The 14,124-nt window shown below is 67.0% G+C and carries 19 protein-coding genes; 6 read left to right on the top strand and 13 right to left on the bottom strand.

Annotation, left to right across the window (positions count from 1 at the left end; all coding sequences use genetic code 11):
- Positions 1-123 precede the first annotated feature (123 nt).
- The 3 genes from QZ546_RS04075 to QZ546_RS04065 are packed head-to-tail and all read right to left on the bottom strand — an operon-like array spanning position 124 to position 1,798.
- The gene (locus tag QZ546_RS04075) at positions 124-744 is read right to left on the bottom strand and encodes a LysE family translocator (RefSeq protein WP_294235068.1); all 621 of its coding nucleotides are present in this window, start codon (positions 742-744) and stop codon (positions 124-126) included.
- On the bottom strand, positions 744-1,082 hold the full coding sequence (locus QZ546_RS04070; protein ID WP_294235248.1) for a hypothetical protein: 339 nt from the start codon (positions 1,080-1,082) through the stop codon (positions 744-746). Before QZ546_RS04070 ends, QZ546_RS04075 begins: the two co-directional genes overlap by 1 nt.
- A 38-nt stretch (positions 1,083-1,120) precedes the next feature.
- Entirely contained in the window at positions 1,121-1,798 is a 678-nt protein-coding gene (locus QZ546_RS04065) for an EI24 domain-containing protein (protein WP_294235066.1), read from the bottom strand.
- A 128-nt stretch (positions 1,799-1,926) separates the two neighbouring features.
- Between QZ546_RS04065 and QZ546_RS04060 the strand changes: the two genes are divergently transcribed.
- A complete protein-coding gene (locus QZ546_RS04060; protein WP_294235064.1) occupies positions 1,927-2,919 on the top strand; it encodes an adenosine kinase in 993 nt (330 codons plus the stop codon).
- A 184-nt stretch (positions 2,920-3,103) separates the two neighbouring features.
- On the opposite strand, the gene QZ546_RS04055 is transcribed toward QZ546_RS04060, so the two are convergent.
- The 8 genes from QZ546_RS04055 to hisB all read right to left on the bottom strand — a co-directional run bounded on the left by QZ546_RS04055 (position 3,104) and on the right by hisB (position 8,861).
- Positions 3,104-4,642 carry an amino acid permease gene (locus QZ546_RS04055; protein ID WP_294235062.1) on the bottom strand — a complete coding sequence of 513 codons (1,539 nt, stop codon included), beginning with the start codon at positions 4,640-4,642 and terminating at the stop codon, positions 3,104-3,106.
- 226 nt (positions 4,643-4,868) lie between these two features.
- Entirely contained in the window at positions 4,869-5,246 is a 378-nt protein-coding gene (locus QZ546_RS04050; RefSeq protein ID WP_294235060.1) for a histidine triad nucleotide-binding protein, read from the bottom strand.
- Between the two features lie 17 nt (positions 5,247-5,263).
- Positions 5,264-5,578 (bottom strand): phosphoribosyl-ATP diphosphatase, encoded by a 315-nt coding sequence (locus QZ546_RS04045; protein ID WP_294235246.1) that lies wholly within the window; start codon positions 5,576-5,578, stop codon positions 5,264-5,266.
- A gap of 32 nt (positions 5,579-5,610) precedes the next feature.
- Positions 5,611-5,766, bottom strand: a complete 156-nt coding sequence (locus QZ546_RS04040; protein ID WP_167348890.1) for a hypothetical protein — start codon at positions 5,764-5,766, stop codon at positions 5,611-5,613.
- Between the two features lie 416 nt (positions 5,767-6,182).
- A complete protein-coding gene (hisF, locus tag QZ546_RS04035; RefSeq protein WP_056430683.1) occupies positions 6,183-6,944 on the bottom strand; it encodes an imidazole glycerol phosphate synthase subunit HisF in 762 nt (253 codons plus the stop codon).
- A complete protein-coding gene (hisA, locus tag QZ546_RS04030; protein ID WP_294235054.1) occupies positions 6,941-7,675 on the bottom strand; it encodes a 1-(5-phosphoribosyl)-5-[(5-phosphoribosylamino)methylideneamino]imidazole-4-carboxamide isomerase in 735 nt (244 codons plus the stop codon). The genes hisF and hisA overlap by 4 nt, the downstream gene beginning before the upstream one ends.
- Positions 7,672-8,277, bottom strand: coding sequence for an imidazole glycerol phosphate synthase subunit HisH (hisH, locus tag QZ546_RS04025; protein WP_294235052.1), 606 nt, complete (start codon positions 8,275-8,277; stop codon positions 7,672-7,674). The genes hisA and hisH overlap by 4 nt, the downstream gene beginning before the upstream one ends.
- Positions 8,274-8,861, bottom strand: a complete 588-nt coding sequence (gene hisB, locus QZ546_RS04020; protein ID WP_294235050.1) for an imidazoleglycerol-phosphate dehydratase HisB — start codon at positions 8,859-8,861, stop codon at positions 8,274-8,276. The genes hisH and hisB overlap by 4 nt, the downstream gene beginning before the upstream one ends.
- 72 nt (positions 8,862-8,933) lie before the next feature.
- Between hisB and QZ546_RS04015 the strand changes: the two genes are divergently transcribed.
- Complete coding sequence (locus tag QZ546_RS04015) at positions 8,934-9,419, top strand: SspB family protein (RefSeq protein WP_294202697.1); 486 nt, start codon at positions 8,934-8,936, stop codon at positions 9,417-9,419.
- A gap of 193 nt (positions 9,420-9,612) precedes the next feature.
- Positions 9,613-11,016, top strand: coding sequence for a class II fumarate hydratase (gene fumC / locus QZ546_RS04010; RefSeq protein ID WP_294235048.1), 1,404 nt, complete (start codon positions 9,613-9,615; stop codon positions 11,014-11,016).
- A 112-nt stretch (positions 11,017-11,128) separates the two neighbouring features.
- Here fumC and QZ546_RS04005 read toward each other — a convergent pair whose 3' ends face one another.
- On the bottom strand, positions 11,129-11,755 hold the full coding sequence (locus QZ546_RS04005) for a trimeric intracellular cation channel family protein (RefSeq protein ID WP_294235046.1): 627 nt from the start codon (positions 11,753-11,755) through the stop codon (positions 11,129-11,131).
- Positions 11,756-11,892: 137 nt separating this feature from the next.
- Here QZ546_RS04005 and QZ546_RS04000 point away from each other — a divergent pair, with 137 nt between their 5' ends.
- Together QZ546_RS04000 and QZ546_RS03995 are read left to right on the top strand one after the other, a co-directional pair.
- Positions 11,893-12,201, top strand: a complete 309-nt coding sequence (locus QZ546_RS04000) for a glycine zipper 2TM domain-containing protein (protein WP_294235044.1) — start codon at positions 11,893-11,895, stop codon at positions 12,199-12,201.
- A gap of 174 nt (positions 12,202-12,375) precedes the next feature.
- Complete coding sequence (locus QZ546_RS03995; RefSeq protein WP_294235042.1) at positions 12,376-12,939, top strand: glycine zipper 2TM domain-containing protein; 564 nt, start codon at positions 12,376-12,378, stop codon at positions 12,937-12,939.
- 57 nt (positions 12,940-12,996) lie between these two features.
- Here the strand turns inward: QZ546_RS03995 and QZ546_RS03990 are convergent, their stop codons facing one another.
- Entirely contained in the window at positions 12,997-13,218 is a 222-nt protein-coding gene (locus tag QZ546_RS03990) for a hypothetical protein (RefSeq protein WP_294235244.1), read from the bottom strand.
- Between the two features lie 113 nt (positions 13,219-13,331).
- Here QZ546_RS03990 and QZ546_RS03985 point away from each other — a divergent pair, with 113 nt between their 5' ends.
- Entirely contained in the window at positions 13,332-14,063 is a 732-nt protein-coding gene (locus QZ546_RS03985) for a hypothetical protein (protein WP_294235040.1), read from the top strand.
- The last annotated feature ends 61 nt before the right edge of the window (positions 14,064-14,124 follow it).

Here is a 14,124-nt window from a genome sequence, read left to right as displayed (position 1 = left end):
CATTAGCGTATACGGGCAAAGACGTAAATTTGTTCCTGCACTGCAGCAATTTTTTTGGGCGATGTGGAACTTTTTGCCACAGTAAAATTCAGTTAACCAAAACGGCACATTCCGATTACTTTATTATTGCCGGATGGCAGCTGTCGCGAAACCCGCGAAAATCAACGCACCGCCGCCCGCGCGTTGCGCCCAGGCCTGGGTGCGCGGCGAACGCAGCAACCCGCCCGCACCGGATGCTGCCCAGGCATAGCAGCCGTCCGTCAAGGCCAGGGTCAGGGCGAAGGTCGCGACCAGAACCGCCGCCTGCGTCGCATAGGGGCGCTGGGAATCCAGGAACTGCGGGGCGAAGGCGGCCAGGAACAGGATCGTCTTGGGATGGAAGGTTCCGATGCCGAGATTGCCCAGAAAGGCCGCGCGCGGAGAGATCTGGCGCGGGCGAACCGCGACGGCATGGGCATGGCGCGCCCGCCATAAACCGATCGCGCCCACCGCGATCAGATAGGCCGCTCCCGCCCATTTGAGCAGTCCGAACAGAAAGGCCGAGGCGGCAAGCACCGCGCCCATGCCGAGCAGGCTGGCGGTGGCCGCTGCCATGTTGCCGAGCATCAACCCGGCGACCGAGGCGAAGGCGGTCCGTCGTCCCGATCCGATCGCATAGCCCAGGATCGCCGCCACGCCCGGACCGGGGATCAGGCCGATCACCAGCGTCGCGGCGACGAAGGCGAACCACAGGTCGGGGCGCATCAGCGTCCGCCGTCGCGCCGGGTCAGCGCCGCGACGCAGCTCGCCCGGTCGATCGAGCTGCCATCGGGTTCGCGCGCGTCGAGATAGGTGACGCGCGGCTCCGCCCCGTCCTTGGGGTAGAGATAGGCGTCGAGCACGCAGAAGCTGCCCTGGAATTGCAGCTTGCGGGCGGTGCCTTCGCGGACATCGGCATCGGGCGTGCCGAACAGCTTGGTCAGCCCGGCGGCGTCCTGGCCGATGACCCGTTCCAGCCCGACGCTGGTATAGGGCACCGGGACCGGGGCCATGCCGCCGGTGCGGACCGGCGCGGCGGTCTGCGGCACGGTACACCCCGCCAGCACGATCAGCGGAAAGAGCGGCAACGCATAGCGGCGGATCACGCGCGGGGTCTCCTGTGGAAGAAATGGGTCGCCATGCTCGCCCCCAGGACGGGCGCGAGCAGATTGAGCCCTGGAACCACGAACAGGGCGGCCGCGGCAAGTCCCAGGAGGAAGCGCCTGGGCCCGGTCGCCTTGCGCCAGCGACGCATGGCAGGCCCGTCCAGATGCCGTGCCGCGACCATGTCGCCCAGATCGCGCGACAACAGCCAGGCATTGACCAGCAGGAACGCCACCGCCGTGCCAACGCCGGTGACCAGCAGGACGATATAGAGCGGCAACAGGATCAGGTTGATCGCGACGACGCGCAAGCCCGATCCCAGGCCCATCGCCATCCCGCGCGCCAGCGATACCGGCCGCGCGCTCGCCAGGCCTTGCGGATAATGGCGCGCCTCGACCGCCGCGACGATGTCGTCGGCGAAGATCCCGACCACGCCGACCGCCACTGCGCGAAAGGCAATCCACAGCGCAAGTATCTCGACCACCAGGGTCAGCGCCGCCGACCAGCCGCCTGCCTGCGCCCCCAGCCACCCCGTCAGCGCCGCGCGGACGCCCCACCAGAGGGCCAGGCCCGCCACCGCGAACAGCGCGAAGGTGAGTGCCAGCGAGCGGACCAGCACCCGGCGGATCGCCGGATCGCCCAGCTGGCCTATCGACAGAAAGAAGGCGCGGATCATCGCGCAGGGATGCGGTGGCCGACGCGACGGAGTCAATGCGTGATGGGCTGGCGGCCGGCCAACTTGCATGGGGACATGGCCCTGACTAGGGCGGCGGTATCACAGCTATTTTTCCCGGAGTCCCTTTCTTGAGCAACCCCACTTACGACGTGGTGGCGATCGGCAATGCGATCGTCGACATCCTGGCCTCTGCCGAGGATGATTTCATCGCCGAACAGGGCATGACGAAGGGCGCGATGCAGCTCGTCTTCTCGACCGAGGAGGCCGACGCCCTCTATTCCAAGATGGGCCCCGGCCGCGAGATTTCGGGCGGTTCGGCGGCGAACACCCTGGCGGGCATGGCTGCGTTGGGCGGCAAGACCGCGTTCATCGGCCAGGTCGCCGACGACCAGCTGGGCCAGGTCTTCGGGCACGACATCCGCGCGGCGGGCGTCCGCTTCGACGTGCCCGCCCGCGCGGGCCTGCCGACCACCGCGCGCTGCATGATCTTCGTCAGCCCCGATGGGCAGCGGACGATGAATACCTTCCTCGGCGCGTCGCACTATCTGCCCGCCGAAGCGCTCGACCGCGCGCTGATCGCCGATGCGGCCTATCTCTATATCGAGGGCTATCTCTGGGATCCCGAAGAACCGCGCGCCGCGATGCGCGCTGCGATCCAAGTTGCGCGGGATGCGGGCCGCAAGGTCGCCTTCACCGCCTCGGCCGAGTTCGTCATCGACCGCCACCGCGCCGATTTCCACGCCCTGATCGACGGCGGCATGATCGACGTGATCTTCGCCAATGAGACCGAGATCGTCGCGCTGACCGAGACGGCGGATGTCGAGGCGGCGATCGCCGCGCTGAAGGACAAGGTCGAGACGCTGGTCGTGACCCTCGCCGAAAAGGGCGCGCTGGCACAGCGCGGTGACGAGCGCGTCACCGTTCCGGCGCATCCGGTCGACAAGGTCGTCGACACGACGGGCGCGGGCGACCTGTTCGCGGCGGGCTTCCTCTATGGCCAGACGCATGGCCAGGACCTGAAGGCCTCGCTGACGCTGGGTGCGGCTTGCGCCGCCGAGATCATCAGCCATTTCGGCGCGCGGCCCCAGGTCGATCTGAAGACGCTCGCCGCCAGCCTCTGAGAGATAAGCGTGGCCTTCGACTTCGCTCAGGCTGAACGGAGGAAGGCCTAACCCATTCCTCCCCAAGCTAGGCTTGGGGAGGGGGACCACCCGGCCCAGCCGGGTGGTGGAGGGGCAGGAGCCCAAACGGAAAAGGCCCGGAGGATCGCTCCCCCGGGCCTTTTCCATGTCTTCGCGAAACCGATCAGCGGTCGATCGGCTTGGCGACCTCCGGCTGCATCGCGGGATCGTCGACGACATCGACGATGCCGCGCCCGACATAGCTGCGCTTGCGGCTATAGCCGAAATAGATGGCCAGGCCGACCGCACCCCAGATGGGCAGGACGAGGATCGAGCCCCAGTCGAGCGAGAGGAACAGATACAGGCAGCCGACGATCGCGAGCGGCGCGACGATCCACACCAAGGGCGTGCGGAACGGACGACGACGATCCGGGTCGGTCCGACGCAGCACCAGCACCGACACGGCCACCATCAGGAAGGCGAAGAGCGTGCCCGAATTGGAATAATTGGCCAGCTTGCCGACCGGCAGGAAGGCCGATGCGAAGGTCGCGGCCAGACCCGTCACGATCGTGACGACGTGCGGCGTCTTGTACTTCGGATGGACCTTGGCGAACGCCTTGGGCAACAGGCCGTCACGCGCCATGGTGAAGAACACGCGGGTCTGGCCGAACATCATCATCAGCACGACCGAGGGCAGCGCCAGCGTGGCGGCCAGGCCGATCAGGTTGCCGATCTTTTCCCAGCCGATGGTGCGCAGGACATGCGCCAGCGCTTCCTTCGAGCAGGACAGCGGTTCGGCCGCGCCACTGGCGACGACCGCCTTGCACTGCGCGGTCAGTTCCGACGTGCCGGGCGACAGCACGACGCCGGCGGCATCGCGCACCGGCTGCGCACCCAGCGGCGAACCGATCGCGCCCGCCGACACCAGCAGGTAGAAGACGGTGCAGAACAGCAGCGAGGCGATCAGGCCGATCGGCACGTTGCGCTGCGGGTTCTTGGTTTCCTCGGCGGCGGTCGAGACCGCGTCGAAGCCGACATAGGCGAAGAAGATCGAGGCCGCGGCGCCCGCCACGCCCGTCAGGCCGGTCGGCATGAACGGGTGGAAATTCGCGCCGTTCATCACCGGCACCGACAGCGCGATGAACAAGGTCAGCGCGGCGACCTTGATCGCGACCAGGATGGCGTTGACGCGCGCGCTCTCGGTCGTGCCGACGACCAGCAGCCAGGTGACGAGCAGCGAGATGATGACGGCGGGCAGGTTGATATAGCCGCCCGAGGAGGGGCCGTTAACCCACTCCATCGGTATGTCGATGCCCAGCAGGTTGCGGATCTGCCCCACCACATAACCCGACCAGCCGACCGCGACGGCCGAGGCGCCGACCGCATATTCCAGGATCAGCGCCCAGCCGACCATCCAGGCGAGCAGTTCGCCCATGACCGCATAGGTATAGGTATAAGCCGACCCGGCGACCGGCACCATCGAGGCCAGCTCGGAATAGCAGAGTGCCGCCACCGCGCAGACAAAGCCTGCCAGCACGAACGACAGCATCATCCCCGGCCCCGCCTTTTGCGCGGCTTCGGAGGTGAGAACGAAGATGCCCGTGCCGATGACCGCGCCGATACCCAGCATGGTGAGCTGGAACGCGCCTAGCGATCGTTGCAGCCCCTTCTTCTCGGCGGTCGCCAAAATGGCGTCCAGAGGCTTAACGCGCCCGAAAATCATGAATGTCCAATCCCCCCAAGGGAAGGGCGGCCCCGATATGAGGCGCGCCCGGCGTCCGGTGAATGGTCGGGGAAGTTAGCTGCAATTTTATTACGCGCAATCCCTAAGACGCCGGGGATGCGGTCGGGGCGCGATTAAAGCCCTCTCCCGGTTGGGGGAGTGGGAATGGTGTTCCTATCGCGGTAAGCCCCTCCCGCAGGCGGGAGGGGCGTGCCAAGAGGGGACGTCAGCGCGCCAGCATCGGGCCGAGCGGCCTGCCCGCCAGGATATGGACATGGAGATGCGGCACTTCCTGTCCGGCATCGGGCCCGATATTCGCCAGCAGCCGGTATCCCGGCTGAACCGCCCCCGCTTCGCGCGCGACATGGCCGACGGCACGGACGAAACCGGCGATCTCCGCTTCGCTCGCTCGGGTCGAGAAATCGTCCCACGACACATACGCGCCGCGCGGGATCACCAGGATATGGGTCGGCGCGTGCGGCGCGATGTCGTGGAAGGCGACCGCCCACTCGTCTTCATAGACGCGGGTCGACGGAATCTCGCCGCGCAGGATCTTCGCGAAGACATTCTGGTCGTCATAGGGCAGGGTGGCGTCGATCGGCATCAATGGTCTCCGAGGGATCAGCGGGCGCGCGCGGCCTTTTCGTCATGCCCCGACACGCCCTCGCGCCGGGCGAGTTCGGCGCGGACATCGTCCAGCGAATGGCCGGTGTCGGCCAGCAGCACGATCAGGTGGAACATGAGGTCGGCGGCCTCCGACACGATCTTGTCGGGCTGGGCCATGGCGGCGATGACGGTTTCGACCGCTTCCTCGCCCAGTTTCTGCGCGATCTTCGGCCGTCCCTTGGCGAACAGGCTGGCGGCATAGGAGGTGGCGGCGTCACCTTCGTCGCGGCGCGCGCGGATCGTGGCTTCGAGGCGGTCGAGCATGTCCATGCGCGGCTGGGTGACGCGCCGACGCGTCCGCGTCAATCCTTGCGATTGCGGCGGCGCATGGCACGACGCAGGAACCAGATCGCGCCGATCGCAAAGACGAACAGCGCGATGTCCGACAACTCCGGATGGGTGCGCACGCGGATGATACCGCTATGGCCGTTGGCAGGGGTCATGATCGCGAGTGGCATGGAGGGAGTTTAGCAGCGTCGCGGGAGCGGGTCATCCGGGGGATTTGAGTTCGCGCGAAGACGCGAAGGCGCGACGGTTTTTTTGGTTCGCGCAGAGGCGCGGAGGCGCAGAGAGTTTGGTCTTGGAGGGGGCGCGGCGGTCTGCCTCACTGACGTGGGAAGGTCTCCCGGTCGATGGCGGTTGCCCGTAATCCCACCGCCGTTCAGCCCGAGCGAAGTCGAAGGCCAAGGGAATCCCGTCTGGCAAAGGGCAGGGCGTACGCTTCGACTTCGCTCAGCGTGAACGGGGGTAGGGCGGCGTGGCAATCGGAAGACAAACACCGTGCATGAGCCGCCATGCAGCCCCCCAAATCCAAACTCTCCGCGCCTCCGCGCGAACCCCAAAAACCTTCGCGGCTTAGCGGCTTCGCGTGAAATCAATGTGCCCGAACCGGCACCCCCGCCGCTGCCAGCGCCCGGTGCGCATCCGCGATCGACGCATCACCGAAGTGGAAGATCGACGCCGCCAGCACCGCCGAGGCATGACCGTCACGCACCCCCGCGACCAGATCGTCCAGCCCGCCGACTCCGCCGCTCGCCACCACCGGCACGCTGGTCCGATCGGCGATGGTGCGGATCAACTCCAGGTCATATCCGCCCCGCGTCCCGTCCCGGTCCATCGAGGTGACGAGGAGTTCGCCAGCACCCAGCTCCGCCAGGCGCAGCGCATGCTCGACCGCGTCGATCCCGGTCGCGCGCCGTCCGCCATGGGTGAACACCTCCCAGCCATCTGCCGTCCGCCGTGCGTCGACGCTGGCGACGCAGCACTGGCTGCCGAATCGCTCGGCAATGTCGGAGACGACCTCCGGGCGGCTGACGGCGGCGGAGTTGACCGCCACCTTGTCCGCCCCTGCCAGCAACAGCGCACGCGCATCCTCCGCCGTGCGGACCCCGCCGCCCACGGTCAGCGGCATGAAGCATACCGCCGCCGTCCGCCGCACCACGTCCAGGATGGTGCCGCGCGCCTCATGGCTGGCGGTGATGTCGAGGAAGCACAGCTCGTCCGCGCCGGCGGCGTCATAGGCGCGCGCCTGTTCGACGGGATCGCCCGCATCGATCAGGTCGACGAAGTTGACGCCCTTGACCACCCGGCCGTTCGCGACGTCGAGACAGGGGATGACACGCGCACGGACGGTCATGCGGCCGCCGCCACCGACAAGGCCGCCGCCAGATCGAGCCGCCCGTCATAGAGCGCGCGGCCGGTGATGACGCCCTCGACCCCGTCCTGATGATGGAGGGCCAGCATATGAATGTCGCCGATTCCCGCCACACCGCCGCTGGCGATGACGGGAATCCGCACCGCGCGCGCCAGATCGACGGTTGCAGGCACGTTGCAGCCCTTGAGCAACCCATCACGGCCCACGTCCGTAAAGAGGAGCGCGGCCACGCCCGCATCCTCGAACCGCCGCGCCAGATCCTCGACCGACACGTCCGACACGTCTGCCCAGCCGCGCGTGGCGACCATGCCGTCCTTGGCATCGACCGCGACGACGATGCCACCGGGATAGGCCTTGGCCATGTCACGCACGAAGTCGGGATTCTCCAGCGCCGCAGTGCCGATCACCACGCGCGAGACGCCCAGATCGAACCAGCGCTCGACATTCGCAGGGTTACGGATGCCGCCGCCCAGCTGGACATGGCCGGGGAACGCCTGGACGATCGCCTGCACCGCCTCGCCATTGACCGACTCGCCCGCAAAGGCGCCGTCGAGGTCGACGACGTGCAGATGCTGCGCGCCCGCCTCGGCGAAGAGCATCGCCTGATGGGTGGGATCGTCGCCATAGACGGTCGCGCGGTCCATATCGCCCTCGGCCAGACGCACCACTTGGCCGCCCTTCAGGTCGATGGCGGGAAAGACGATCAGGCTCACGGATGCCACTCCAGGAAACGGGTGAGGAAGGAGAGGCCATAACGCTGGCTCTTCTCGGGGTGGAATTGCGCGCCGACGATCGTGTCGCGGCCGATCGCGGCGGTGACGGCGCCGTCATGGTCGGTGGTCGCCAGCACATGCTCGCCGGTAAAGGCAAAACTGTGGAGGAAATAGGCCTCGCCCGGCACGATCAGCGGGTGGTCGTGCAATGGGCGGACATCGTTCCAGCCCATATGCGGCACCTTCGCCGCCGGATCGGACGGCGTGAGTCGCGCCACACGGCCGCGGATCCAGCCAAGCCCGCGATGCTCCCCCATTTCCTCGCCGGTGTCGGCGAGCAGCTGCATGCCCACGCAAATGCCCAGAAAGGGGCGGGCGCGGGTGAGGGCGGCCTCGCGCAGCGCCTCTTCCAGCCCGTCGACGGCGCGCAGATTGGCCGCGCACGCGCCGAACGCGCCGACGCCCGGCAGCACGATCCGGTCGGCCTTGGCGATCACATCCGGATCGGCGGTGATGACGACATCGCTCGCCCCTGCCGCGCGCAGGGCATTGTCGACCGAGTGGAGATTGCCCGACTCGATGTCGATCAGCGCCAGCGTCACAGCATGCCCTTGGTCGAGGGGATGGCGTCGGCCTTGCGCGGGTCGATCTCGACCGCCATCCGCAGCGCACGCGCCAGGCCCTTGAAGACGCTCTCGGCGATGTGATGGTTGTTGTGGCCGTGCAGCAGCTCGACGTGGAGCGTGATCCCGGCCTCCTGTGCGAAGCTGTGGAACCAGTGCTCGATCATCTCGGTCTGGAGCGTGCCGAGCATCGGGTTGGTGAACGGTACCTTCCACACCAGCCAGGGCCGCCCCGAAATGTCGAGCGCGGTGCGGGTCAGCACCTCGTCCATCGGCGACAGCGCTTCGCCGTACCGATAGATGCCGCGCTTGTCGCCCAGCGCCTTGGCAAAGGCCTGTCCGATCGCCAGCGCGCTGTCCTCGGTGGTGTGGTGCCCGTCGATATGCAGGTCGCCCTCGACCTTGACCGAAAGATCGATCAGCGAATGCCGCGACAGCTGGTCGAGCATATGGTCGAGAAACCCGATGCCGGTGGCGTTCTGATAGACGCCGGTGCCGTCGAGATTGACGGTGACGTCGATGACGGTTTCCGCGGTGGCGCGGTGGACGGTGGCGGTGCGCATGGCCCCTCCCTTAAACACCTATCCGTCCCATGCAATCTTGACCCGCGATCAAAGGCCGCTAGTCCATGGGCCATGACCGAAGGATTGCCCGACAGCCTCATCCCCTATGACGACATCGTGCAGGAGGCCCTGCGCGCCGTGGTGGGGCGTGTGCTCGGCCCGGTGGCGGAGACGGGGCAACTGCCCGGCACGCATCATTTCTACATCACCTTCAAGACCCAGGCGCCTGGCGTCGACATCCCGCAGCGGCTGGTCGAGCGATTCCCGGACGAGATGACCATCGTCCTGCAGAATCGCTTCTGGGACTTGACGGTGGACGAGAATCGCTTCTCGGTCGGCCTCAGCTTCAACCAGGTGCCCTCGAAGCTGGTGATTCCCTATTCGGCGATCACCCGTTTCCAGGACCCGGAGGTTCAGTTCGAGCTGGGCTTCCACGTCGCCGACGATCCCCAGAGCGATCCCGATCCGCACGGTTCGGCCGAAAATGACGAACCCGTCGCCAAGCCGGTCGAGGACGGCAGCAATGTCGTCGCGGTGGACTTCAAGCGGAAGAAGTAATTTCGGTTCGCGCAGAGGCGCGAGTCCCTTCTCCCTCTCCCCCTCGGGGAGAGGGCCGGGGTGAGGGGCTGGGGTCGGACCTGCAGTCCGCCTGTTTCGCCAAGCCTCAACCCCTCACCCAACCCTCTCCCCGGAGGGGAGAGGGCTTGATATTCACCGGGAACCCATTCCCTACCCGGTGAGTCCCTAGCCCATGACCCAGACCCCCACCGCTACCCGCACCGAAACCGACTCGATCGGCCCGATCGACGTCCCCGCCACCACCTATTGGGGCGCGCAGACCGAGCGCAGCCTGGAAAACTTCCCCTTCGGCGCGCGCGAGCAGATGCCGATCGGCATCGTCCATGCGCTGGCCATCGTCAAAAAGGCCGCCGCGCGAATCAATCGCGGGCACGGGCTGTCGGCGGACAAGGCCGATGCGATCGAGGCGGCGGCGCAGGAGGTGATCGACGGGCGGCATGACGACCAGTTCCCGCTGGTCATCTGGCAGACGGGCTCCGGCACCCAGTCCAACATGAACGCCAATGAGGTGATTGCGGGCCGCGCCAATGAGATGCTGACCGGCACGCGCGGCGGCAAATCGCCGGTCCACCCCAATGACGACGTCAATCGCGGCCAGTCGTCCAACGACACCTTCCCGACCGCGCTTCATGTCGCCGCTGCGCTGGCGGTGACGCAGCAGCTTTTCCCCGCGCTCGACCGGCTGCACGCCGCGCTGAATGCCAAGGCGAAGGCATGGGACGACATCGTCAAGATCGGCCGCACCCATTTGCAGGACGCGACCCCGCTGACGCTGGGCCAGGAATTTTCCGGCTATGTGCAGCAGCTGGCCAATGCCCGCGACCGGATCGAGGGGACGCTTCACCGCAATATCCTGCCGCTGGCGCAAGGGGGGACGGCGGTCGGCACCGGGCTGAACGCGCCGAACGGTTTCGCCGAGTCGATCGCCGCCGAAATCGCCGAGGCGACGGGCCTGGACTTCGTCACTGCGCCTAACAAGTTCGAGGCGCTGGCCAGCAATGACGGGCTGGTCGACCTGCACGGCACGCTGAACGTGCTGGCGGTGGCGCTGACCAAGATCGCCAACGACATCCGCTTGTTGGGCTCCGGCCCGCGCTCGGGGCTGGGCGAGCTGGAACTGCCAGCCAATGAGCCGGGCAGCTCGATCATGCCGGGCAAGGTCAACCCGACCCAGTGCGAGATGCTGACCATGGTCGCCGCGCAGGTGATCGGTAACAATGCCGCCGTGACGGTCGGCGGCTTGCAGGGGCATCTGGAACTGAACGTCTTCAAGCCGTTGATCGGCGCGAACGCCCTACGCTCGGTCCATCTGCTGTCGGTCGGGATGGAGAGCTTCGCGGAGCGCACCGTCGAGGGGATGACGGTCAATCGCGACCGGATCACCGAACTGCTCGACCGCTCGCTGATGCTCGTGACCGCGCTCGCGCCCGAGATCGGTTATGACAACGCCGCCAAGATCGCCAAGCACGCGCATCAGAAGGGGCAGACGCTGAAGGAGGCGGGGCTGGAACTGGGGCTGGTCGATGAGGCGACCTTCGACCGGGTGGTGCGGCCGGAGTTGATGCTCGGGCGGTGAGGGTTTCCCTTGGGCTTCGACTTCGCTCAGCCCGAACGGAGGCGGGGATGATTCTTCGCTCCGTTCAGCCTGAGCGAAATCGAAGGCCACGCCCCGGCGCTACCGCTCGATCCTACCCCTTGGCCGGATAGGCAGGCAAAGCGAGCCGATACCGGATCGCGGCCCCGCGCAAGGCGAATCCCGCCAGCGCCGCGATCGGCCCGGCCCCCGGCACGCCAAGCGCGCTCAGCAGCACATAGCTGGTCGAGGCCAGCGCGGCGGCGGTGACATACAGTTCGGGGCGCATCAGGATCGAAGGCTCGCCCGCGATGACGTCGCGGATGATGCCGCCGACACAGGCCGACACCACCCCCAGCATCGCCGCCGGAATCGGGGGAATGCCATATCCGCTCGCCTTGGCCGCGCCGTACACAGCATAGGCCGCCAGCCCCACCGCATCGAACCAGTCCAGTGCGCTGCCCCGCCACCAGCGCGCCGGCGTCGCCCAGACCGCCACCGCCGCGACCAGGCAGACCAGGGGCACCCGCGCATCATGCACCCAGAAGACCGGCGCGTCGATCAGCAGGTCGCGCAGCGTGCCGCCGCCAACCCCCGTAATCAGCGCGAAGAACACCAGCGTCACCATGGTCTGGCGATGCTTGGCCGCGGCCAGCGCGCCCGAAACCGCGAACACGGCCAGTCCCGCCAGGTCGAGCCAGGGCATTACGGCGGGCAGCATGGCGGTCGGTTGGGGCAGCATCGCAGGCGACCCTAGAGCCCGCCCCCGCTTCCGAAAAGGGCGTCATTTCGATGAACGTGACGTTATCTGACGTTCATGCAACAGACAGTAGAATTGGAACGTTACGGCATCAGAACACATCAGGAAGGAAGTTTGTCATGCGGAAATTGATGCTTGCCCTGGGCTGCACCGCGATGGTCGTCCCCGCGCTGGTCCTCCCCACCACCGCCGCCGACGCCCAGCGTCGCTACAAGTATCGCGAGTGGCGCGATGATCGCGGCCGCGTCCGCTGCCGCAAGCCGGACGGCACCACCGGCCTGGTGGTCGGCGGCGTCGCGGGTGCGCTGCTGGGCCGCACCATCGACACGCGCGGCGACCGTACGCTGGGCACGCTGGGCGGCGCCGCCGTCGGTGCGCTGGCGGGTCGCGAGATCGAGCGCGGCACCAGCAATCGCCGCTGCCGCTAACGGCCTTTTCCGCGACGTCGGGAAACAGGGGCGTCACCTCCGGGTGGCGCCCTTTCTATTTAGAAAATCAAACGCATGCGCCTGTCTGTGAAGTGAATGGCAGGTAGTTTTGGGTTCACGCAACATCCCGCGAGGTCTCGGGTTCTCATATCCATCTTCAACGGGAGTTTAGTAATGCGTATCGCTCTCTTGTCGGCGACGATCGCCGCCACCGCTTTTACCGCCATTCCTGCCGAGGCTCAGCGCAATGGCTGGGAAGCGCGCCAGGAATATCGCGACGAGGTTCGTGATGCCCGTCGTGACTATAACCGCGATGTCCGTCGGGCCGACTCGCGCCGCGATGTTCGCGAAGCCCACCGCGAATATCGCGAGGACATTCGCGATGCCCGCCAGGATTATCGCAAGGACATGCGCAACGTTCGCTGGCGCAACTACGACTATAATCGCTTCGAGCCGGGTCAGCGCGGCTATTATCCCGAGCGCTATTATCGCGACGGTCGCTATTATCAGCCCCGTGCGCTCGGCCGGAACGACCGCATCTATCGCGGCATGAACGGCCGCTATTATTGCCGCCGCAATGACGGCACCACCGGTCTGGTCATCGGCGGTCTGGCCGGCGGCGCGCTGGGCAATGTGATCGCGGGTGGCGGTTCGCGCCTGCTGGGCACGGTGATCGGTGCGGGCGGCGGCGCGCTGCTCGGCCAGCAGATCGACCGCGGTCAGGTCCGCTGCCGCTAAGTCGCCCGAGCGACCGGCAATAGGGCCCGGCGGGGAAACCCGCCGGGCCTTTTCCTTTTAAATGAACCCGCCGCCCAGCATCAAGCGCAGGCCGAAGATCAAAATGAGGATCAGGTTGAGATTGCGCCCGCCGTTTCGTGACGAGAGCGCGCCGACCGCCGCGCCGACGATCGCGATGGGGATGACGAACCAATAGCCCCAGGCGAAAAAGGGCAGGAACGGCACGATGCCGAGCAGCAGCGCGACCAGGCCGATGACGATGGAAAACAGGTTCAGCATGGCGATCAAGATGGCGTCGCCGCGCCGCCCATACAAGCGCCGGTGCGGCCGCATCGCGTGATGGCGTTTCGGCCGTTAAGGAAGATGTCGCATCCCTGTGCTAAGGCGAGGGCATGATGGCCAAGATGCGACCGACCCTGATTTCGCTGGCATGTTTGCTGATCGCCGGGTGCGGCGGCAAGCCGGATGACGATGCGCAGCTGAATGCGCTCGACAACGAACTCGCCGCGATGAACGACGGCAGTCCGACCCGCGACCCGCAACTGCGCGAGGCGCTGGCCGGGCAGATCATGGTCGATCCCGGCCTGACCCAGAGCGCCAACGCCAATGCTGTCCGCCCGCCCAACCGGCCGCCGAGCGATCAGGTGCCCTCCATGCCGCTGCCCGTCGATCCCGTCGATCCGCGCACGCTGAAGTCCGCCCCGGCCGCGTCGCGCGATTGCCCGGAATGCCGGGCGTCGGCCGGGGCCTATACATTGGCGGCCAAGGCGGGGCAGCAGGCCGCCAACGCCGCCTGTCTGTCGGGGCTGCGTTATTCGGCCGGTTGGGCGCAACGCCTGCCCCAGGCGCTGGCGCCCTATCCCGGTGCGCAGGTGGCCGAGGCGGCGGGCAACGACGCGAACAACTGCGCCTTCCGCATCGTCAGCCTGCGTACCGCGGCGCCGGTCGCAAAGGTGATCGACTATTATTACACCCAGGCCAGCCGGGCCGGCTATTCCGCCGAACACAAGATGGACGGCGCGCAGCATGTCCTGGGCGGCACGCGGGGCGAGGCGGCGTATATGGTCTATGCCACGCCGCGTGACGGCGGCACGGATGTCGACCTGGTGGTGAAGGGGGGATAGGCTGGATCGACGTCGGGCCGGATTGCCTTCATTCCGTCCCCATCGGGCCGGGGAAGGATGG

Origin of the sequence: uncultured Sphingomonas sp. (assembly GCF_913062585.1) — a bacterium.
In the GTDB taxonomy this organism is placed as follows: Bacteria; Pseudomonadota; Alphaproteobacteria; order Sphingomonadales; family Sphingomonadaceae; genus Sphingomonas.
The sequence above is the reverse complement of the archived record's forward strand: the minus strand, read 5'-3'. Positions and strand labels throughout refer to the sequence as shown.

What these genes read in the sequence shown, in the direction of transcription:
- QZ546_RS03985 (WP_294235040.1), top strand. Translation starts at nt 13,332, where the DNA reads ATGATGGCCAAGATGCGACCGACCCTGATTTCGCTGGCATGTTTGCTG.
- QZ546_RS03995 (WP_294235042.1), top strand. Translation starts at nt 12,376, where the DNA reads ATGCGTATCGCTCTCTTGTCGGCGACGATCGCCGCCACCGCTTTTACC.
- QZ546_RS04065 (WP_294235066.1), bottom strand. Translation starts at nt 1,798, where the DNA reads ATGATCCGCGCCTTCTTTCTGTCGATAGGCCAGCTGGGCGATCCGGCG.
- QZ546_RS04075 (WP_294235068.1), bottom strand. Translation starts at nt 744, where the DNA reads ATGCGCCCCGACCTGTGGTTCGCCTTCGTCGCCGCGACGCTGGTGATC.
- QZ546_RS04005 (WP_294235046.1), bottom strand. Translation starts at nt 11,755, where the DNA reads ATGCTGCCCCAACCGACCGCCATGCTGCCCGCCGTAATGCCCTGGCTC.
- QZ546_RS04045 (WP_294235246.1), bottom strand. Translation starts at nt 5,578, where the DNA reads ATGGACATGCTCGACCGCCTCGAAGCCACGATCCGCGCGCGCCGCGAC.
- QZ546_RS04015 (WP_294202697.1), top strand. Translation starts at nt 8,934, where the DNA reads ATGACCGAAGGATTGCCCGACAGCCTCATCCCCTATGACGACATCGTG.
- fumC (WP_294235048.1), top strand. Translation starts at nt 9,613, where the DNA reads ATGACCCAGACCCCCACCGCTACCCGCACCGAAACCGACTCGATCGGC.
- QZ546_RS04055 (WP_294235062.1), bottom strand. Translation starts at nt 4,642, where the DNA reads ATGATTTTCGGGCGCGTTAAGCCTCTGGACGCCATTTTGGCGACCGCC.
- QZ546_RS04000 (WP_294235044.1), top strand. Translation starts at nt 11,893, where the DNA reads ATGCGGAAATTGATGCTTGCCCTGGGCTGCACCGCGATGGTCGTCCCC.
- QZ546_RS04050 (WP_294235060.1), bottom strand. Translation starts at nt 5,246, where the DNA reads ATGCCGATCGACGCCACCCTGCCCTATGACGACCAGAATGTCTTCGCG.
- hisB (WP_294235050.1), bottom strand. Translation starts at nt 8,861, where the DNA reads ATGCGCACCGCCACCGTCCACCGCGCCACCGCGGAAACCGTCATCGAC.
- QZ546_RS03990 (WP_294235244.1), bottom strand. Translation starts at nt 13,218, where the DNA reads ATGCTGAACCTGTTTTCCATCGTCATCGGCCTGGTCGCGCTGCTGCTC.
- hisF (WP_056430683.1), bottom strand. Translation starts at nt 6,944, where the DNA reads ATGACCGTCCGTGCGCGTGTCATCCCCTGTCTCGACGTCGCGAACGGC.
- QZ546_RS04040 (WP_167348890.1), bottom strand. Translation starts at nt 5,766, where the DNA reads ATGCCACTCGCGATCATGACCCCTGCCAACGGCCATAGCGGTATCATC.